This window comes from Maribacter sp. MJ134 (assembly GCF_003970695.1).
GTDB lineage: Bacteria > Bacteroidota > Bacteroidia > Flavobacteriales > Flavobacteriaceae > Maribacter.
In genome coordinates this window covers 1288088-1309596 of the sequence record NZ_CP034570.1, presented here as the reverse complement: position 1 = coordinate 1309596, position 21509 = coordinate 1288088, and the positions used below count along the sequence as shown (strand labels likewise).

Below are 21509 nucleotides of genomic sequence, written 5' to 3'. Positions count from 1 at the left end.
ATTAGATGGTTTGTGAGTTTTGTGGTCTGAGGATATAATTTTAGTATCTGAAATTTACTCTTGCACTTACACTTGGCTTTTCTTACCAAAGCTCTCCCAGTTCCTTTTTAACAAAAGCCAATGCCGTGGCGGACGGAGAAGCTTTTTCCATAGTTTCCGTTAAAATATCTTCTCTGAGTTTGTCCGCTGTTTCCGTTTCGCTCATCGCGGCCTTACGTATCATTTGTACGGTAGCATTTTTTGCGGCCTTAATGATATTCCAACACTCGTCCGTCATGTAAATTTGTTGGGACAGGTTATGGTCAAACTCCGTTTCAATACTTTTTATCAATAAATTCTCATATGCAGCTTTGTCCTTTGTTATCGGAGCCACACGAACTACTAAACTTGGTAATGCCATACGTTCTAAGAACAAGGCCATGCGCTCATACGCTTGTAGTCTAATAGGCAAAGTGTCTTTTTGAGAATCTTTATGCAATAGAAAACGCCTTCTCCCTTCTTCGTTTGTGGTATGCATTCTAAAGAAATAAAAGGCAATGGCCCCAGTAACCACGGATGGCAATAAATAAGCGAATAGTTGAAAAATTTGGTCAGATGTCATTATTAAAATTTACTGGATTAGTAGTTGATTTATGACTTTAGAACGACCAATTTCATCAATTATTATAATACCTAATCGATGAAATGCATATTTTTTCTACATTAAAATCATACAGGATTTTGTTTTCTTAGTTCCATGTAATCTTTATCTTTCAGTCACAGAATTGTTTTTTGGACATAAATTAAAGTTAAGAATGAATTAAAAGCCGACAAAATCCAATTATACAATCCATAAGTATCGAAGTAAGTCAAGAATATTAGCAAAATGTAAATAATGAAGCAAAGAGTAATAAATGCTAAATTTTGTGTGCAAATGTTGTGCTTGTTAATATCGATGGTGTCATGTAAATCTCAGTCGAAACCATCTTCTGATAATAACTCAAATTCCGAAATAGCCTATGACCTATTAAACATGGTTTATGGCCAAAATATGGAGGGCGTACAAGGAAGCCTCTATTACAAAACAAATAATCCTTACGACGTCTCCAGTGACTATTATAGTGATGTCCTGAAGGATGGTTTAGACCAATATATCAACTATCAAAATGAAGAAGAGATAGTTAAATGTCCCGTAGGTAGTTTGTTTACCGCAATGGATAAAAAGCACTTAGACAAAAAAATGATGAATTTAAAAGTGGTACAATTAGATGCCTCTAAATTTGATAATCCTAAAGCTTTAAACTATGAGATTGGTACACATGCCGATTATCAGAATGTAGGTATGGTGAAGAAAGCGGTGCACTTTATTAGTTTTCCAGTTATTATGAATACAGGTAATGGAACTTATGGCGTTTTTATAGACCAAACTCCCTTAGGAGGCTACATTTATATTTATCGTAAAATTGGAGCAAAGTGGAAGAAGTTATGTAGTTCAACGCTATATCTTGTTTAGTATTGGGTCATTTAAAAGCGTTTTTACAACAGTTTGTTATTATCAAAAAGTGTACGATGCGATTGAATTTAAGAAAAACTATAGTCCTCCCAATATTGAGCTTGAATTTGAATTCTTGTCTTTCGAGCAAATTAGTGAAACCTCAGGAAAATGAAATGTATAAGGTTATTAATTCCACCTTAGTTCTTAATCCTAGTAACCCCATGAAAATTTATGAAAGATCATACATAAGCAAGCAATATAATGCTAATTTTATAAGGGACGAAGTATATCATCTTTTTGTGTCATACGCCTATAGCACTGAAATATACCAAACTAATGCTAAGAGCTCGAAAGCTATTGAATCTAGTGAGGAAATACCTGTTGAAAGAAAAAGGGTTCTCTTGGACAGTATTAATCTAAATTTAAAACTCTCAGTATCTGACTTTCTATTTGAAAGGGACAGGGTTTATATGTCTACCATGGCGGACAAAAAACTGAAATGGAACCCTCAAAGTTTGACTTCTAACATTTCTTTAACTAATGACACCAAAGCCATTCGTATCTCCGTTCCTGTTTTTAATCAAGACCACACAATTTCCGCTTACTTTTTGGGAAGTCCAAACGGTTTGGAATTGATTTTTTGTAAATAGGATGAAGCCGGTGAATGGTATCGTTATACAGAATCCTTAGTTTGGATTTCTTAAATTAGTACTTAAATTGAAAAGTACTGATACTGATATCGCACGGTAACGATAGGACATTATATCTTATTGAAAAAATCAAATAAAGTATGAGTAATTATTTCAGAATAACCAGCGCAATTCTGGTGCTAATTAATTCTTCATATCGGCTTTAGCTCCTTCGTAAAAAGCTTTGTAGTCTGGATGTATCTTAATCTGTATGGATTCTTTAAATCCACCATCTCCACTTTTTACATTTAAGCGGGTACCGCTTACCGATTTTTCTTTTATCAAAACCCCTGCAATGGTATTGGCCTGATTCATAGCAATGTCAAACTCCCCGGTTATTGTCATGCCCGTAATGGTTACGGCTGCTTTTGGACTTGCATTGATAAGCTTTGCAACGTTCGTTAACCACTCTTTGGAAGTATCCAAAAGATTGGTGCCCAAACCATCCGCGAAGAAAAAGTCCAGTTTTTCTGAAATAATGACCACACCATCATTCACTTGTACTTTGGCATTTTCACCTAATGTTTTTTTAGCATTGGTCAGCACCACCAAAGCGGTAGAGTCGGCACTAGCGAAACCATTAACAAGCCCCTTTAATTGGGCTTCCTTACGTTCTAATGTCGCTAGGGTCTTATTTATGTTTTCAGAATTCTGACTAGAGAGCGCAGCAAAACTGTTCAGGTTCTTTAAAAGGGTGGCATTGGCCGCTTGTAGTTCCGTTACTTGATTTTGGAGTTCATCAGCCTTTAATACACTTATTTTTTCTCCTTGTATTGCTTTGGAAACAATCCTGTTCACTGAATCCAAGCGATATTTTAAATCTTGATTTTGCGCTATCAATTCACTCTTTTTCTGAGCCTGTATATTTGAAACAAATAAAAAGATACCTATGGAAAGGAGTAAAATTCTCTTCATAATGATACGATTTGATTAAGAATAGGACTAGATTTTATTTGCCGCCAAGATACGAACAGTCTTTTAATTCTTCCACACCTTTGAAGTCAACTTTAACTTTATTGTACCCGTAAGTAGAGGCTAGGCTACGGTTAAGGTCGTTGTCATCAACATTTACCTGAATATCGTCCATGGTAAACTGACACGGGTGTTCATAGCCCGCTGCGTGGGTAATTTCTAGAAACTCTTTTCGGAACGATTTAAAATATTGCGCTAGTCTGTCCGACTTTAGAGGCACGTTAACTCCTTTTTGCAACCACTTGTTCTGTGTGGCAATGCCGGCAGGGCATCTATTGGTATGGCAAACCTGTGCTTGAATGCAACCAATACTCATCATGGCCTCTCGTGCAACATTAATACAGTCTACTCCCATGGCAAAGGCCATGGCCGCTTTCGCAGGAAAGCCCAACTTACCGCTCCCTACGAAGACGATACGGTCCGTTAGTTGTCTATCTAGAAAGACACGATACAAACTAGAAAAACCATAGACCCAAGGTAAGGAAACGTGATCTGCAAAGGAAGGTGGGGCCGCACCGGTACCCCCTTCACCACCATCTACGGTAATGAAATCAGGGCCTTTACCTGTTTTTAACATCAAATCCGCCAATTCTTCCCATTGGTCCAGCTTACCTATGGCTCCTTTAATGCCGACCGGAAGTCCCGTTTCTTGGGCAATATCCTCGATGAAGGCCATAAGTTCAGGAACGTTGGAAAATGCTTTGTGTGTGGCAGGAGAAAGTACGTCTTTACCCACTTCAACCCCACGTATTTCGGCAAGTTCCTCTGTTATTTTTGCACCTGGGAGTACGCCTCCCTTTCCAGGTTTGGCCCCTTGCGACAGTTTTATCTCTATTGCTTTGATACAAGGATTGTCCGCCACCAGTTTTTTCATTTTTTCCATGGAGAAATTACCACCTTCGGTACGTACACCGAAGTAACCTGTGCCAAAATGAAAAACTACATCACCCCCCTGTTTATGATAGGGAGACAATCCGCCTTCTCCCGTATTATGATATGCACCAGCTTTAAATACTCCCTTATTCATTGCTTCTACCGCTGCTGCGGATAAGGAGCCAAAACTCATGGCAGAAACGTTGATAATACTCGCAGGTCTGTACGGGCGTTTTCTTTTATTATAAGCGCCCATGACCTTGGCACAGGGCATAAATGATTTGTCCTCTAGATTAGGATGACCCGCAGGTGCTTGATAGGCCATCATTCTATTTTTTACAAAAACATGTTGATGCGCGTATAAATCCCTATCGGAGCCAAATCCTTCGTAATTGTTCTCTTGTTTGGCAGAGGCATAGATCCATCCTCTTTCTATTCGATTAAAGGGTAGTTCCTCCCTATTGTTCGCAACAAAATATTGTCGCATTTCCGGGCCAATACTTTCTAACCAGTAGCGCAAATGACCCACCACGGGAAAGTTGTGTTTTATGGTGTGCCGTTTTTGGATAAAAACATCCCAAATAGCCACCAATAAGATAAACAAAACAAGCCACGTCCACCAAGGGAGACTAGTTAATAGAGCTGCAATTTCTGACATCTATATTATCCTTTCGGTTTGGTATCCAACCGTGGTGTTTTATCACTGTTCAAATAGTCTAGGCTCATTTCTGTCAAGGTTCTTACGCCTAACAATAAATCACTGTCATCAATCTTAAAATCCGGTGTGTGATGTGGAAATGATTCTGTATTTCCGGGAGTCATTCCCCCTAAAAAGAAGAAGAAACCTGGAGCCTCTCTTTGGAAATAAGAAAAGTCTTCCGCTCCCGTAATCGCTTTTTGGGTTTGGATGTTGGCCTCACCTGCAACGCGTCTCATCGTCGGTAACATCTGTTCTACCAATTCCGGGTTATTATAGGTAATATCCGTAGCATCTTTGATTTCGCAGGTAGCCTCACCACCATAGGCTTTGGCTATGGTACTCACCATTTCTACCATACGTTTGTTCAGTTTGTCTTTCATATCATAATCCAGTGTGCGAATGGTCCCGATCATTTCCGCACTTTCCGGTATAATATTAAAACGTACCCCACTCTTAATCTTACCTACCGTAATTACGGCAGCTTCATTGGTAAGGTTTGTTTCTCTACTGATAATGGTCTGCAGTCCATCAATAATCTTGGCACTTATCAAAATAGGGTCAACACCGCTCCATGGTTGTGAACCGTGACTTTGTTTTCCTTTTACTTTAATCGTAAAGCTTTGAGCGGCGGCCATGGTACCGCCAGATTTGTATCTAATAGTACCTACCGGAGTCTGGGAGTTAATGTGTAAACCAAAAATAGCATCTACTTTTGGATTCTGCATAACACCTTCTTTTACCATGAGTAAAGCACCACCTTCTTCACCAGGTGGCGGACCTTCCTCTGCGGGTTGAAATATAAACTTAACGGTGCCTTTGATTTTATCCTTGTTTTTGGACATGACTTCTGCAACACCCATAAGAATAGCGGTATGCGTATCATGACCACAAGCATGCATTACACCAACATCCTCGCCCATAAAGGTAGAGGTAACGGTAGATTTGTAAGGCAAATCGTTACGCTCGGTCACGGGCAGCGCATCAATATCGGCACGTAAGGCTACAACTTTACCGGGCATGTCACCTTTTAGTAGCCCTACAACACCGGTATGGGCAACACCTGTTTGTACTTCAATACCCAATGATTTCAGATGCTTGGCAATTTTCTCCGCAGTTTTAAATTCGCGATTTCCTAACTCTGGATTTTGGTGGATATCTCTTCTCCAATCAATAACCTTACTTTCTATAGCCTCATAATCCTTACTTAAATTGGGTCCTTGTGCTTGCAAGGAAAAGGCAAATAGCAATAAAGCCAATACTCCTAATTTTCTCATAGTGTATGTTTAAAATTTAATCAATCTATAATTCTCGTTCTGTAATTGTATTAATGCCGTCATGGCAGATAAGGAGAGCTGTACACCGGCAATTAATTCTTCCTTTGGAAAATCCCTAGAAACGGAAGATTGTCCACAAAAAATAACTTCTGCGCCAGCGCCCATTAATTCTTGTAGCATCTTCTCATTTGGGTTTTCAACATTGTATTTACGTTTGTAGGCTTCAGAAGTAATGACATCTTTCGATGCCTTATTATGGACAACCAACGCTACTTTAAGCTGATTTAGAGGAATACCGCTCTGTGCGTGCATATTTAAAAAACGAGCTGCTGTTTCCAAGCTTGCATTTCTTTGTGAAACATCCTCAGGCGAGTTCATGATGTCAAACACGGCTTTGTAGGTCTTTGTGGTATCTACTTTAAAATCCGTGTTTTCTATACGCCATACTTTTCCAAATTCTTCTATTACCGGACCACTTTGTTTTGCTTGAGCCAAGCAATTCGTAACAATTCCGATGGTGAAAAGGTAAAAAAAAGAGGGCATTAATAGTCTTCGACGCATTTTCTAGATAATAAGATGCTAAATATATTCAAATTGAAAGGAAATACCAGTTATTGTTCATAATTCTGAAAAATAGCGCTTCCGCCATCCCGTTATAATGGCTAAATTCACGTTCCTAAACTAAGAGTGAATTGAGTACGTTTATAGATGAATTAAATGAAGCCCAGAAGGCACCCGTTTTACATAAAGATGGTCCCTTAATGGTTATTGCCGGGGCAGGTTCTGGCAAAACAAGGGTGCTTACCTATAGAATAGCCCATTTGATGGCGCAGGGGGTAGATTCCTTTAATATTTTGGCCTTGACCTTTACGAACAAGGCCGCGCGCGAAATGAAAAAACGTATCGCGGACATTGTGGGTACGTCTGAAGCTAAGAACCTTTGGATGGGTACCTTTCACTCGGTTTTTGCCAAGTTACTACGCTTTGATGGTAACAAACTGGGCTACCCAAGTAATTTTACGATTTACGATACACAAGATTCGCAAAGACTCATTGCTTCTATTATTAAAGAAATGGGTCTTGATAAGGACATTTATAAATACAAGCAGATTCAAAACAGGATATCGTCCTTTAAGAACAGCCTTATCACGGTGAAGGCTTATTTTAACAATCCTGAACTCATGGAGGCAGATGCGATGTCCAAAAGACCAAGGGTAGGGGATATTTACCAGAATTATGTAGACCGGTGCTTTAAGGCCGGTGCCATGGATTTTGATGATTTACTACTCAGGACTAATGAATTATTGACCCGCTTCCCCGATGTTCTCATGAAGTATCAAGACCGGTTCCGGTATATTCTGGTAGATGAGTACCAGGATACGAATCACTCCCAGTATCTAATCGTAAAGGCTTTGGCCGATCGTTTTCAAAATATCTGTGTGGTAGGGGACGATGCGCAAAGTATCTATTCGTTCAGAGGGGCGAACATTAGTAATATTTTAAATTTTCAGCGCGATTATGAAAACGTAGGCATGTACCGTTTGGAGCAGAATTATCGCTCTACCAAAAACATCGTTAACGCGGCAAACTCCATAATTGCCAAGAATAAGAATCAATTAGAGAAAGTGGTATGGACCGCGAATGACGAGGGTGCCGCCATTAAAATACACCGCAGTATAACTGATGCCGAAGAAGGTAGGTTCGTTGCAGGCTCCATTTGGGATAACAAGATGCAAAATCAGCTGACTAATGGTGAATTTGCCGTTCTGTACCGGACCAATTCCCAGTCTAGGGCTATTGAGGATGGCTTACGAAAAAGGGACATTCCCTACAGAATATATGGCGGACTCTCTTTTTATCAACGGAAAGAAATAAAGGACGTACTATCTTATTTACGATTGGTTATAAACCCTAAGGATGAAGAAGCGCTAAAACGTATCATTAATTTCCCAACAAGGGGTATTGGGCAAACCACCATCGATAAGCTCGTAGTAGCAGCGAATCATTATGACCGTTCTATTTTTGAGGTCATGGAGAATATTGCTAAAATAGACCTTAAGATAAATGCGGGTACCAAAAGAAAATTAGAGGATTTCGTTACCATGATCAAAAGTTTTCAGATTATGAACGAAGGAGCGGATGCGTTTACCTTGGCGGAACATATCTCTAAAAAAACGGGTATACTTCTAGAATTTAAAAAGGATGGGACTCCGGAAGGTATCGCCAAGATGGAGAATATTGAAGAATTACTGAACGGTATAAAAGATTTTGTCGAGGGACAAAAGGAACTGGCAGATGCTACTGGAGACTTAAGCGAGTTTCTAGAGGATGTAGCCTTGGCGACCGATTTAGATAACGATACAGGAGATGATGACCGTGTGGCTTTAATGACCATTCATTTGGCTAAAGGTCTTGAGTTTCCCTACGTGTATATCGTAGGTATGGAAGAAGATTTGTTTCCTTCTGCCATGAGCATGAACACACGTAGTGAATTGGAAGAAGAGCGTAGGCTCTTTTATGTGGCCCTAACCAGAGCGGAAAAACAAGCCTATTTAACTTATACACAAAACAGGTACCGTTGGGGAAAGTTAATCGATGCGGAACCAAGTCGGTTTTTAGAGGAGATTGATGAGCAATACGTAGAGAACTTAACTCCAGTAGATGGAGGATATCGTTATAAGTCACTGATAGATGCCGATATCTTCGGTGAAGTAGACAAGTCAAAATTAAGACAGGTAAAGCCAAAAGCCGGCACACCACCCCTTGTAGGTCAGCCTAATTTAAACCAGTTAAAGAAATTACGTAAGATAAAACCAGAACTTTCTAGACCCGTAGGTAATACCAATGCGATAGACCCAAATTTGACTGTGGGTTCCTTGGTGAACCATACACGTTTTGGTCGTGGTAAGGTATTGAAGATTAAGGGTGCGGGAAATGATAGAAAAGCTGAAATACAGTTTGATAAAGGGGATATTAAAAAACTGCTATTGCGGTTTGCTAAGTTAGAGCTGCTTTAAAGGCTAGGTTCAGGAATTTCCTTTTTGGTCATTTGAAAGTAAATGAACTTGGGGCAAGCCCAAGAGACATTAGAGGGAAAGCCGTCATTGAATTTGACACGAGTTACGGAGCATAATAAGTCTTGTTTATTAAGTTAAGGAAAAGGGATTTATCTTTTAAGAATACGTGAACTATGGCAGAGTTTATAAAAATTTATGAAGACAATCCAAATCCAAAGGAAATTAATAGGGTAGTAAATGTACTGCGCAAGGGGGGTTTGGTCATTTATCCAACGGATACCGTTTACGGTCTGGGTTGTGATATCACTAATTCAAGAGCTTTGGAAAAATTGGCCCGTATAAAGGGCATAAAGCTTGCCAAAGCAAATTGGTCATTTCTCTGTGCGGATTTAAGCAATCTGTCTGATTACGTGCGTCAAATTGATACTGCTACCTTTAAAATATTAAAAAGAGCCTTGCCGGGTCCTTACACCTTTATATTGCCCGGGAACAACAATTTACCTAAAGATTTCAAAAAGAAAAAGACCGTTGGTATTAGAGTTCCAGATAACAGTATAGCCATTGCCTTAGTGAATGCTTTGGGCCATCCTATAGTATCTACATCTATCAGGGATGACGATGATGTGCTCGAATACACCACGGATTCAGAGCTAATTTATGAGAAATGGGAAAAAATCGTAGACGTTATTGTCGATGGGGGCTACGGCGGCAATGTTGGCTCAACTATTATTGACCTTTCCGAAGGTTACCCAACGGTAGTACGAGAGGGTAAGGGAAGTCTCGATATTCTTTAATCCTTTAAAATATGCGTATAAAAAAAGCGGTTCTTTTAAGACCGCTTTTCATTATACTATTTTGGAATTACTTTCCTCCAATTGCTGGATCCTTCATCCCTTCTTCTATCATACTATAGAATTGGTCAATTTTTGGAAGAACAACTATTCTAGTTCTTCTGTTCTTAGATTTCTCTGTTGCAGATACCGGTACAAACTCGGCTCTACCTGCAGCCGTCATACGCTTAGGGTCAACATTAAAATCGTTCTGTAAAATTCTAACAACGGCCGTTGCACGTTTTACACTTAAATCCCAGTTATCCAATAACACGCCATTCTTTCTGTAAGGAACGTCATCTGTATGACCTTCTACCATAAATTCAAAATCTGGCTTGTTGTTTACAACTTTAGCTACTTTTCCAAGTACTTCTTTTGCTCTGTTCGTTACGTTGTAACTTCCACTGCTGAATAACAATTTATCAGAGATGGAAACAAAAACGACACCTTTTTCAACGCTGATTTCAATATCTTCATCATCCAAGTTTCCTAGAACACCTTTTAAACTCTGAACTAGGGATAGGTTTACAGAATCTCTTCTTGTAATCGCATCGTTTAATTTACGAATGGTCAAATCTTTCTCTTGTAAACTCTCTAATGACTTCTCAAGGTTTTCAGCACCTTTTGTAGTTAACGTTGTCAAGTTGCCCATGTTGTTAATAAGCTCTTGGTTGTTAGACTTTAAAAATGCGTTTTGATCTTCTAAGGTTTGTAGTCTAGAAGCCGCAGTCGCTTTTTCTTCGAGGCAGTCATTTAACTTAACCGTTGCAGAATTTAATAAATCTTGAGTTTCTTTTTGTTTTGCTTCGAGGTCCGCATATTTCTTCTGTGATACACAAGAAGACAATAAAAGCGTTACTCCAAGAAATCCTAAAATGATTTTTTTCATAATTGTTTAACTATATTAATGTTTGTTGTTTACTTGATTTTGCCTTAAGCGAGACCAAAATTATATATTTTGTATTTCGCTAAACCGACTTATTAGTTAATCTTTTACTAAAATGTTAAAATTAGTTATCTGATTTACGAAATAAGACCACACTATGGACTTTGTAGTATAGTATTTTAATAAAAATTTAGTCTTTTCCCTTTTTCTGTACATCCTTCTAAACTGCCTGTAAAAACTAAAATGTGCTCTAAAGATGGCTAAGAAATGTTTAAACCTAAACTGAAAAATAAACCGAACGGCTGCAATACCATCTAGCAGTAGTCGAATGTAAATAATAATAAATGCCTTGTGAAGGGGTAAGTTCTTGGTAATGGAGAAGAGGGAGTTCCTAAAATTCAGATAAGTCTTTTTCGGGTTCATATTGCTTAAGGTAGAACCTCCAAGATGGTATACTTTAGAGGTGCCTATATAATATACCTTATGACCGTGGTTCTTGGCGCGCCAACAAAAATCTACCTCTTCTTGATGGGCAAAATAATCGGCATCAAAGCCCTTGAGTTCCGTAAACACTTCTTTTCTTACGAACATGCAAGCTCCGGTTGCCCAGAAAATTTCCTTATTATCGTCGTATTGTCCGTTATCTTTCTCTAAAGTTTGAAAGATTCTACCGCGACAAAAGGGATAACCCAACTGATCAATGAAACCACCTGCAGCACCCGCGTATTCAAAGTATTCTTTGTTTAGGAGGTCCAGTATTTTTGGTTGAATAATCGCTGCTTTCGGTAGTGTCTTAAAAGCATCTGGTATGGGAGACAACCACCCTTCGGTGACCTCTACGTCCGAGTTTAATAAACAGAAAATATCGGCCTCAATATCTTGCAGAGCTTCATTATAGCCCTGTGCAAAGCCGCCGTTGACCTTGTTTTTAATAATAGCGATTGATGGATAGTTTTTCTCAAGGAATGCAATACTGCCATCAGTAGAAGCATTGTCGGCCACATAAATGGTTGCATCTTTCGAATATTTGACCACAGCGGGGAGAAAACGCTCCAAAAGCACTTCTCCATTCCAGTTCAATATGACTACGGCTATTTTCAAAATGTTGACAAATTAACGGCTAAATTCAGGAATCTGCTTCAAAAATTGATATTTTTCATCACTTTTACTCATCTGACAATAAAAATGAGACATACCATTGGTCACCATTAAATAGGTAGCATCTAAATCTAGGTTGTACCGCGCAATTTGGTCAAAAGTCTCCTGCGATATCTTAATTTCCGGAGCTTTGCATTCTACTAGTAAGTGAATGGTTCCATCAGGATTGAAAACTACAACATCATATCTTTTTTTTAAACCATTGATTACAATCTGTTTTTCGACATTGATATGACTTTGTGGGTATTTTTTGTCATTTATGAGATAAATGACTACATGTTGGCGAACCCATTCCTCTGGAGTCAAAACGATGAACTTTTTCCGGATTAGGTCAAAAATCAGGGCTTTATTTTGACTATTTTTGACTCTAAAGTCGTAACTGGGAAAGTTGAGCAGTTGCATTTTACAAAATTGATGATTTTTTCCGAATGGATGAAGCACTACAGATTGTTAATGATATTCGTAAGGGAAGTATAAGACCTATATACTTTCTTTTTGGGGAAGAGGCCTATTTTATTGATAAGATTTCGGACTACATTGGTAATAAAGTGCTCACAGAAGAGGAGAAAGGTTTTAATCAAATGGTGCTGTACGGCAAAGATGTCACTATAGAGGATATTGTTGGTAATGCTAAACGCTATCCAATGATGGCAGAGCGGCAGGTTGTTATTGTAAAGGAGGCTCAGCATTTATCAAGAAATATCGAGAAATTAGCGAGCTACGTAGAAAACCCTCAGGAAACTACAGTGTTAGTTATCTGTTACAAGTATAAGAAATTAGATAAACGTAAAGCTTTGTACAAGTCCCTTAAGAAGGGAGGAGTGGTTTTTGAAAGCAAGAAACTGTATGAAAACCAAGTAACGGAATGGTTAAGAAAAACATTACTTTCTAGCGGTTACACCATATCTCACAAAGCAGCCATTTTATTGGTGGAATATTTGGGTACTGACCTTAGCCGGATCAATAACGAACTGTCTAAGTTGAAATTGGTACTTCCAGAAAAAAGCGAAATTACGCCACAGGATATTGAAGAACATATAGGCATAAGCAAGGATTACAACAATTTTGAATTGAAAAAGGCCATTGGGGAACGTAATGTGGTAAAAGCCACCAGAATCATTACTTATTTTGCGCAGAACCCCAAGGACAATCCTTTTGTTCTTACGGTAACCTTGCTCAACTCTTTTTTTACACAACTCCTTCAATATCATGGTCTCACCGACCACACCCCTAAAAATGTGGCTAGCGCTTTACGAATCAACCCTTATTTTGTGGGAGAATTTCAGACGGCCGCAAGAAATTACCCAATGAAAAAAGTGAGCCAAATTATTTCCTATTTACGCGAGCTGGACTTAAAAGGGAAAGGAGTAGGTGCTGCCAATACAAATCAGGCAGATTTATTAAAGGAACTGTTGGTAAAAATCTTATAGCTTATTTTTTATCAATGCTAAACTTACCAGGACCTAACAGTGCAATGGTAACGAAAGCCACTAAATAGAACAATGCCTTTTCTTTAGTTCCGAACGGATCTTCTCCGTGCACAATAACTGCCGCTACCAACATTGTAATTGCTGCCGGGATAGCCGCCCATCTTGTCTTGAAGCCAATAATTAGTAATATTGGACAAACGAACTCTCCTATAACGGCTAAGAATAAGGAAGGAGCCGCACCAATTCCAAGCGGATTTCCGAACTCGAAATTACCTGCGATAAGTTTTTGAAATTTTGGAAGACCGTGAAAAAGCATCATAGCGGAAACCGCTATTCTAAAGAAAGCTAAACCAATATCTTTTAAGAGGGAATTTTTCATGATATCAAAATTAATTAATCTTTATAAAAGTATCTCTTTTTAGGATTTCTTCAAAATAATCAGGAGTTCATCTACAAGTTTATTGGCATTTTCTATATTAAAATATAAGGGCGGCTTTATTTTAAGTACACTATCGTAAGGTCCGTCTGTACTGATGAGTATATTTTTCTCACGTAGCTTATTTTTGATATCTGCTGCTAAATCGGTATTAGGTAATCCGTCTAAAGTAATAATTTCAACCCCTAAGAAGAGGCCTTCTCCACGCACATCTGCTATTTGCTCAAAGCGTTCTTGAAGTTGTTTTAGCTTGTTTTTTAAATGGGCACCAACCATTCTTGCATTCTCTTGAAGGTTGTCCTCTTCAATAACTTCCAAGACGGCGTTGCCAATAGCGCAGGAAACTGGGTTTCCGCCAAAGGAACTAAAGAATTCCATACCATTATCAAAACTATCTGCAATCTCGGTAGTGGTAACAACGGCACCAAGCGGATGCCCATTCCCAATTGGTTTTCCTAGAATTACGATGTCTGGAATAACATCATACTGCTCATAGCCCCAAAAGGTACTGCCCAACCTTCCAAAACCAACTTGTACTTCATCGCTGATACAGAGTCCACCTTGTCTTCTTATTTCCGGATAAATCTCGCCTAAATATTTTTTTGGTAACGGCACTTGTCCGGCGCAGCCTACTATAGGTTCTGCAATGAAAGCGGCAATTTTTTCCCTTTGCTCACTTATCCTTGTGTGTGCCTCTTTTACATAATAAGTGGAGGCTTGCTGTTCCGTTTCAAAACCAGAACCGTAAACTTTAGGCAGTTTTGTCTCTATAATATGACTCTTCTTGCCTTTTCCGCCCTTGTGATTGTATTTGTAATGGCTTATATCTATGGCATTTTGTGTATTTCCGTGGTAACCATGTTCCAAAACCATAATGTGCTCTCTATTGGTGTGGTTCTTAGCAATGCGTATCGCCAGATCAGTGGCGGCACTTCCAGAGTTTACAAAGAACACTTTGCTAAGTGATTCTGGAAATTTAGCCAGTAGGGTTTTCGAATAGTTTAGAAGTTCGTCATATAAATAGCGTGTATTGGTATTAAGGTTAGCCATGGCTCTCTGCCCGGCAAGCACCACTTTTGGGTGACAGTGCCCCACTTGCATAATATTGTTATAAGCGTCCAGTATAGTGTTCCCATGACTGTCGTACATAAACTGAAAGGCGGCCTTGCTCATTTGAATGGGTCGGTTGTAGCTGAGCGACAAGGCCTTGCTGATGTTTTTGTCTCTAATTCTTAAATCTTTCTTTAGGGTTTTTTTCTTTATTTGTTGAAACCCACACGATACTCTAAAGGCATCTTTAGCCGCAATCGGGTTAATGGTCAACCACTTTCTTAACAGTGTCCATGCCGGTTTTTCACTAATGGTGATATAGGCTGAGTCCGGTTTACGTTTTTTAGTGTTGGCCGAGTTACAGACACTAGTACACAAACGCGCCGCTATCAGGTAGTAGAGTACATCTAATTCTATCTCTTCTAGCGGAACAATTTCATGATACGCTTTTAACACAGTTTTGGCGATTTCTAGAGGATTGTCCTTTTCCATGAGTAGATAGGTAAGTCCTACTGCCAATTCATTGATCAACCATGAATGACACATATCCCCAAAATCAATAATTCCCGAAAGAGTGCCATCTTTGGTAAGTATGTTCCAATCGTTCGCGTCGTTATGGATGACACTTTTTCTAAATTGATGTTGAATGGGGTATACATGCTCATTGAACTGCAAAAAGAAATAACGGACCAGACTTTTGTCCATCGGATTTTCAATATCATCTATAAACACCCGGTTGTTTATAAAAAACTGTAAATCCCAGTTCGTTTCCTTCCCCTGTATAGCGGAATCGTAATGTCCAAAGAGGCTTTTATCCATTGCTGCCAATGCTGTTCCAAAAGACCTAGCTAATTCCCTTGAATGTTTAATTTCTGCAAGAAAATCACCTTCGATAAAAGGAAGGAGCCTAAAAATTTTCCCATCGGAGAGGGTAAGCGTTTCATTATCTTTATTTTGAATGTCCAGAGGGACTTGAATAGTTTTAATATGCTTTAATTTTTGAAACACTCGGTGCTCCGCTTCCAATAACGCGAACGTTTCCTCTGCATATGAATATGCCTTAAGTACAAACATACCTGAAGCCGTGGTGACTTTATAGTTGGTGCTGTCATAACCTTCTAAGGTTTCTACGTAGTAATCGGTAAGTCCAAAGGACTCGTTTAATATTGGTTTTAGTTCATCCATAGAAAAGCTATACAGAAACACAAATCTATAGTAAGGATTAATAAATGCCTAAAATATGTGTCATTTCTATAAGATTTCAAGAATAATTGTTCTAAAACCAACGAAATCATATATTTACGATAAATCAAAAAATTTACACATCATGAAAAAACTATTTCTCTTTTTACTAGTCGCCATTTGGGGAACTACCCAGATACATGCGCAAGATTTTGAATTCAAAGCAGATCAAATAGACATAAAATATGAGCGTTTTGTTTTGCCAAATGGTTTAACGCTATTGGTGCATGAAGATCATAAAGCGCCTATTGCAGCCGTAAATGTGTGGTACCATGTAGGCTCTAAGAACGAAAAACCCGGGAAAAGTGGATTTGCACATCTTTTTGAGCACTTGATGTTTAATGGTAGTGAAAATTTCAACGATGATTATTTTCAGGCTTTAGAGCGCATTGGTGGAACGGACTTAAATGGAACCACCAATTCCGATAGGACCAACTATTTTCAAAATGTACCGGTATCCGCTCTAGATCAAGTTCTTTTCCTAGAATCCGATAGAATGGGCCATTTATTGGGAGCTATTGATCAGGCCAAATTGGATGAGCAAAGAGGTGTTGTCCAGAATGAAAAAAGACAAGGCGAAAATCAGCCCTACGGAAAACAATGGAACTATCTTACTAAGGCCATGTATCCTAAGGGACACCCTTATTCTTGGACAGTTATTGGAGAAATGGAGGATTTAAACGCTGCTTCCCTAGAGGACGTACAAGAGTGGTTTAAGTCTTATTACGGAGCGGCAAATGCGGTTGTTGCCGTAGCAGGAGATATAAAGCCACAGGAGGTGTATCAAAAAGTATTAAAATATTTTGGTGATATACCCTCGGGTCCAACAATTGAAAGACAGGAAGTTAATATACCGAACAAGGTAAATGATACATATCAGGTATACGAGGACAGAGTGCCGGAAACACGTATTTTATTCGCTTGGAATTCTCCTGAATTCGGTTCTAGGGAGGATTTACATTTTGATTTACTGTCGTCTATTCTAACAACAGGCAAAAATTCTAGATTATATAAACGACTGGTTTATGATGACCAATTGGCGAGTTCTGTTGTTTCCTTTCAAGCTTCAAGTGAAATCGCAAGTCGTTTCATAACCTGGGCAAATGTAAAACCTGGTGAAGATTCGGACAGGGTTCAAGATATTATGGTAGAAGAGCTGACCAGACTTATGAACGAGGGCCCTACTGAAAAGGAATTAAAGCGCGTTAAAGCGGCCTATTTTTCCGGTTTTATAAAAGGTTTGGAAAGAATCGGAGGTTTTGGTGGTGTTTCGGATATTTTAGCTTCTAACGAAACTTATCACGGAGACGCATCATATTATAAAACGCAATTAAAATATGTAGAGGATGCCACTATTTCGGATTTAAAGAATACTGCTCAGAAATGGTTCTCTCAAGGAAAACACATCTTGGTCTGTAATCCCTTTCCAGAGTATGCCGTTGAGAAATCCACAGTAGACCGTTCTAAGTTACCAGAATTGGGTACCACCAAGACGTCGAAGTTTCCAATGTTGGAACGTACTAAATTAGCCAATGGACTTAATGTGGTTTTAGCGAAAAGGGCCGGTGTTCCTACCGTGGTAATGAATATGATGTTTGATGCAGGTTACAAAACAGATTTTCTTTCTAGCCCTGGCACCGCCGATTTGGCTATGAATCTTCTTGATGAAGGAACCAAAGAAATGAATTCACTTGAAATTAATGAGCAGCTACAATTGTTGGGAGCAAGTCTCTCTACATTTTCGAGTCAGGATAATTCTAACGTTTATCTAAATACTCTGAAACCCAGTTTGGATGCAAGTATTGATTTATTCGCGGATGTGGTTTTAAATCCTGCTTTTCCTCAAAGTGAGTTTGATCGTTTAAAAAGTGAGCAAATCAATGCTATTAAACAGGAGAAATCGCAACCAATTTCAATGGCCCTACGTGTAATGAATAAATACTTATATGGCGAAGGTCACCCCTACAGTAATCCCTACACCGGTACCGGTTATGAGGACACCGTTGGTAATTTAACAAGGGATGATGTACAACAGTTCTATAAAACTTGGATCAGACCTAATAATGCAACCTTGGTGGTAACGGGAGACGTTGATATGGTCACGCTGAAAAATAAATTAGAGAAGGCATTTGGAAAATGGAAGAAAGCGACTGTACCGTCAATTACTTTTTCTAAACCTCAAGTAAATTCCAAGAACACCCTTTATCTTATGGATAGGCCAGAATCTGAGCAGTCCGTTATTCTTGCAGGGCATTTAACCAGTAAATATGGAGCTATTCCTCAAATTGCCTTGGAACAAATGGTAAGTATTTTAGGTGGTGATTTCACCTCCAGGATAAATATGAACCTCAGGGAAGATAAGCACTGGGCCTATGGCGCCGGCGGTTTTGTAATTGGGGCCAAAGAAGAAAGGCCATTTATAGTTTATGCTCCCGTACAAACTGACAAGTCTGCGGAATCTGTGACCGAATTGCGAAAAGAAATTTCGGAGTTTATTTCAACGAGACCAGTGACCCAAGAAGAGTTGGACAAAGTAAAGACCAATCAAGTTCTTAGTTTACCGGGACAATGGGAAACCAATAGTGCCGTAAATAGTTCCGTTGCCAATCTGGTGAAATATAACTTACCGGACGATTACTATCAGAATTATGATAGTAACGTTCGTAACCTATCCCTGAAGGAAGTAAGGGATGTAAGTAAAAGTGTGGTAAAACCAGATGCTGTGAATTGGTTTATGGTCGGAGATAGGGCAAAAATCGCTGATAAGCTGGATGAACTTGGTTTTGATGCAATAATTGAAATTGATGCGGACGGTAAACCTAAAATGCCCGCCATGAAGGAAAATGATTCAGACATTAAAAACTAGATATCGCAAGAAAATTAAAAATCCCGCTAAATGCGGGATTTTTTTTGATTCCTTATCGTAGTGTTGGATAATCATTCGGGCTTGCTTCATGCATTATGGCATATACCTTCTCGAAAATGTCCTCTGAATTCGGTTTTGAAAAATAATCTCCGTCCGTTCCATATGCCGGCCTATGTGCTTTTGCGCTCAATGTTTGCGGAGCACTATCCAAAAAGCGGTATGCACCTTGTTTTTCAACGATTTCGTTTAAGATATATGCGGAGCATCCGCCAGGAACGTCCTCGTCTATTACCAATAATCTATTGGTTTTGGCTACGCTTTTTACAACATCCATGTTAATATCAAAAGGCAATAAGGTTTGTGCATCGATGATTTCGGCGTCAATCCCAACTTCTTGGAGTTCTAAAGCCGCTTGTTCTACGATTCTCAAAGTTGACCCGTACGATACTAATGTAATGTCCGTACCCTGTTTCATGGTCTCTATAACTCCTATTGGCGTGCAAAATTCACCGAGATTATCAGGTTTGGGTTCCTTTAGACGATAACCGTTTAAACTTTCTATAACTAACGCAGGTTCATCGCTCTTCATTAAAGTATTGTAAAAACCGGCAGCCTGAGTCATATTTCTAGGTGCCAAAATGTACATTCCTCTTAATAAATGGATTAGACCGCCCATTTCCGAACCCGAGTGCCAAATGCCTTCCAAGCGGTGTCCTCTGGTCCTTACGATTAAAGGTGCTTTTTGCTTTCCTTTTGTTCGGTATAACAGCGTTGCCAAATCATCGGTCAAGGTGGCAAGCGCATAAAAGATATAATCCAAATATTGTATTTCGGCAATGGGACGTAGACCTCTTAGGGCCATACCAATACCTTGCCCTATTATAGTGGTTTCACGAATACCGGTATCTGCAATTCTTAGAGCTCCATACTTTTCCTGAAGACCTTCTAGTCCTTGATTAACATCGCCAATAGCTCCTGTATCCTCACCAAACACAAGGGCATTTGGATATTTTTCGAATAGTTTATCAAAATTATCCCTTAGTATTACTCTGCCATCTACATTTTCATTGTTCGCTGCATAACGAGGCGCTACACCAGCTATCTTGGTGGCATTATTCTCCTTTTCACTGTATAGATGTGAGCTGAACTTTGTCTGTTCTTCTTCCAAAAAATCTGAAGTCCATTTCAATAGTGCTTGTTTCTCAGTAGAGGTTTCGCCTATTAAGTATCGTAACGATTTTCTTGCGGCCTTGGCCATATCCTTTTTAATAGGCTCCTCAATCGCTATTAAATCGTTCTTTAGTCTAACTATAAAATTTTTGTTAGGACTTTTGGAAGCCACCTTATCCAAAAGCTGTACTAACCTTTTTTTGTCCGTTTGATTTTCTTGTAAAAATTCTGACCAAGCTTCTTTTTTGGCCTCTCTTACTTCTCTTTTTATCTGTTTTTCAAGCTTGTCTAGTTCTTCAGTGGAAGCTATGCCAGACTCAATAATCCACTCCTTGAACCTTTTATTACAATCATTGTCCCGCTCCCAGGCCAACCTTTCGTCATCTTTGTAACGTTCGTGGGAACCAGAGGTAGAATGCCCTTGGGGTTGTGTTAACTCCGTTACGTGAATCAATACCGGTACGTGTTCTTGCCTTGCGATGTCCGACGCGTTTTCATAGGCATGCATTAAGGCGGTATAATCCCAGCCTTTTACCTTAAGAATTTCAAAACCTTTATGAGTTTCATCTCTTTGGAAACCTGATAGTATTTTGGATATATCTTCTTTTGTAGTATGATGTTTCGCTGGCACGGATATGCCGTATTCATCGTCCCATACACTAACGACCATAGGTACTTGCAACACCCCTGCAGCGTTTATGGTTTCCCAGAACATGCCTTCACTAGTACTGGCGTTTCCTATGGTACCCCAAGCCACTTCATTTCCTTCCACTGAAAATTTAGACGAATCTATGCCGGGCACATTCCTATAAACTTTGGAAGCTTGTGCCAGTCCCAATAAGCGCGGCATTTGTCCGGCAGTACATGAAATGTCCGAACTGCTGTTCTTTTGTTTGGTCAAGTCCTTCCAACTTCCATCATCGTTTAAACTATAGGTTAAAAAGTGACCTCCCATTTGCCTTCCTGCACTCATGGGCTCCTTCGCCATATCCGTAGTGGCATACAATCCGTGAAAAAAATCTTTAGCCTTTAAATGACCTAGGGCCATCATGAAAGTCTGGTCCCTGTAATAGCCACTTCTGAAGTCACCATTTCTGAACGATTTGGCCATGGCCAATTGGGGTAGTTCCTTTCCGTCGCCGAAGATTCCGAACTTTGCTTTACCCGTTAACACTTCTTTCCTTCCAAGTAAGCTGCAGGACCTGCTGAGAAAAGCAATTTTATAATCGCTTATGATTTGCTCTTTGAAGTCCTCAAACGAGATATCATTGCTAGTCTTGGAAGATACGTCCATATATTTCGGCTATTTCCGCAAAATTACCGAAACTAAAGCATTTTAGCAATAGTGTTATGTCTTAATTTTTTGAATTTTTGTTAAAAATAACAGGTATTAATTAGTAAATACACACTTTAGCAGTAAGGAATGGTTCGAATTTTAGGAA

General features: G+C 39.2%; 17 protein-coding genes. 6 read left to right on the top strand and 11 right to left on the bottom strand.

What is annotated here, in order from left to right; all coding sequences use genetic code 11:
- Positions 1–82 precede the first annotated feature (82 nt).
- Entirely contained in the window at positions 83–601 is a 519-nt protein-coding gene (locus EJ994_RS05780) for a hypothetical protein (RefSeq protein ID WP_126591598.1), read from the bottom strand.
- 273 nt (positions 602–874) lie between these two features.
- Here EJ994_RS05780 and EJ994_RS05775 point away from each other — a divergent pair, with 273 nt between their 5' ends.
- Both EJ994_RS05775 and EJ994_RS05770 read left to right on the top strand, forming a co-directional pair.
- Positions 875–1492 carry a hypothetical protein gene (locus tag EJ994_RS05775; protein ID WP_126591597.1) on the top strand — a complete coding sequence of 206 codons (618 nt, stop codon included), beginning with the start codon at positions 875–877 and terminating at the stop codon, positions 1490–1492.
- A 203-nt stretch (positions 1493–1695) separates the two neighbouring features.
- Entirely contained in the window at positions 1696–2124 is a 429-nt protein-coding gene (locus EJ994_RS05770; RefSeq protein ID WP_126591596.1) for a hypothetical protein, read from the top strand.
- Between the two features lie 183 nt (positions 2125–2307).
- Here EJ994_RS05770 and EJ994_RS05765 read toward each other — a convergent pair whose 3' ends face one another.
- The 4 genes from EJ994_RS05765 to EJ994_RS05750 are packed head-to-tail and all read right to left on the bottom strand — an operon-like array spanning position 2308 to position 6543.
- Positions 2308–3078 (bottom strand): hypothetical protein, encoded by a 771-nt coding sequence (locus tag EJ994_RS05765; RefSeq protein ID WP_126591595.1) that lies wholly within the window; start codon positions 3076–3078, stop codon positions 2308–2310.
- 34 nt (positions 3079–3112) lie between these two features.
- On the bottom strand, positions 3113–4666 hold the full coding sequence (locus EJ994_RS05760) for an FMN-binding glutamate synthase family protein (RefSeq protein WP_126591594.1): 1554 nt from the start codon (positions 4664–4666) through the stop codon (positions 3113–3115).
- 5 nt (positions 4667–4671) lie between these two features.
- The gene (locus EJ994_RS05755) at positions 4672–5982 is read right to left on the bottom strand and encodes an amidohydrolase (protein WP_126591593.1); all 1311 of its coding nucleotides are present in this window, start codon (positions 5980–5982) and stop codon (positions 4672–4674) included.
- Positions 5983–5991: 9 nt separating this feature from the next.
- On the bottom strand, positions 5992–6543 hold the full coding sequence (locus EJ994_RS05750) for a DsrE family protein (protein ID WP_241240868.1): 552 nt from the start codon (positions 6541–6543) through the stop codon (positions 5992–5994).
- Between the two features lie 131 nt (positions 6544–6674).
- Here EJ994_RS05750 and EJ994_RS05745 point away from each other — a divergent pair, with 131 nt between their 5' ends.
- On the top strand, positions 6675–8999 hold the full coding sequence (locus EJ994_RS05745) for an ATP-dependent helicase (RefSeq protein ID WP_126591592.1): 2325 nt from the start codon (positions 6675–6677) through the stop codon (positions 8997–8999).
- Positions 9000–9172: 173 nt separating this feature from the next.
- Positions 9173–9793 (top strand): L-threonylcarbamoyladenylate synthase, encoded by a 621-nt coding sequence (locus EJ994_RS05740; protein ID WP_126591591.1) that lies wholly within the window; start codon positions 9173–9175, stop codon positions 9791–9793.
- Between the two features lie 67 nt (positions 9794–9860).
- On the opposite strand, the gene EJ994_RS05735 is transcribed toward EJ994_RS05740, so the two are convergent.
- From EJ994_RS05735 to EJ994_RS05725, 3 genes are all read right to left on the bottom strand, one after another.
- Positions 9861–10718 (bottom strand): flagellar motor protein MotB, encoded by an 858-nt coding sequence (locus EJ994_RS05735; RefSeq protein WP_126591590.1) that lies wholly within the window; start codon positions 10716–10718, stop codon positions 9861–9863.
- Positions 10719–10814: 96 nt separating this feature from the next.
- Positions 10815–11816: a glycosyltransferase family 2 protein gene (locus tag EJ994_RS05730; RefSeq protein ID WP_126591589.1), complete on the bottom strand. Its 1002-nt coding sequence runs from the start codon at positions 11814–11816 to the stop codon at positions 10815–10817.
- 12 nt (positions 11817–11828) lie between these two features.
- The gene (locus EJ994_RS05725; RefSeq protein WP_126591588.1) at positions 11829–12275 is read right to left on the bottom strand and encodes a type I restriction enzyme HsdR N-terminal domain-containing protein; all 447 of its coding nucleotides are present in this window, start codon (positions 12273–12275) and stop codon (positions 11829–11831) included.
- Positions 12276–12301: 26 nt separating this feature from the next.
- Here EJ994_RS05725 and holA point away from each other — a divergent pair, with 26 nt between their 5' ends.
- A complete protein-coding gene (gene holA, locus EJ994_RS05720; protein WP_099574672.1) occupies positions 12302–13303 on the top strand; it encodes a DNA polymerase III subunit delta in 1002 nt (333 codons plus the stop codon).
- A 1-nt stretch (position 13304) separates the two neighbouring features.
- Here holA and EJ994_RS05715 read toward each other — a convergent pair whose 3' ends face one another.
- Both EJ994_RS05715 and EJ994_RS05710 read right to left on the bottom strand, forming a co-directional pair.
- A complete protein-coding gene (locus EJ994_RS05715) occupies positions 13305–13682 on the bottom strand; it encodes a DoxX family protein (RefSeq protein WP_126591587.1) in 378 nt (125 codons plus the stop codon).
- A gap of 39 nt (positions 13683–13721) precedes the next feature.
- A complete protein-coding gene (locus tag EJ994_RS05710; protein ID WP_126591586.1) occupies positions 13722–15974 on the bottom strand; it encodes an aminotransferase class III-fold pyridoxal phosphate-dependent enzyme in 2253 nt (750 codons plus the stop codon).
- 142 nt (positions 15975–16116) lie between these two features.
- Here EJ994_RS05710 and EJ994_RS05705 point away from each other — a divergent pair, with 142 nt between their 5' ends.
- Positions 16117–18897 (top strand): M16 family metallopeptidase, encoded by a 2781-nt coding sequence (locus EJ994_RS05705; protein WP_126591585.1) that lies wholly within the window; start codon positions 16117–16119, stop codon positions 18895–18897.
- 52 nt (positions 18898–18949) lie between these two features.
- Here EJ994_RS05705 and EJ994_RS05700 read toward each other — a convergent pair whose 3' ends face one another.
- A complete protein-coding gene (locus EJ994_RS05700; protein ID WP_126591584.1) occupies positions 18950–21361 on the bottom strand; it encodes a thiamine pyrophosphate-dependent enzyme in 2412 nt (803 codons plus the stop codon).
- Positions 21362–21509: the final 148 nt, after the last annotated feature.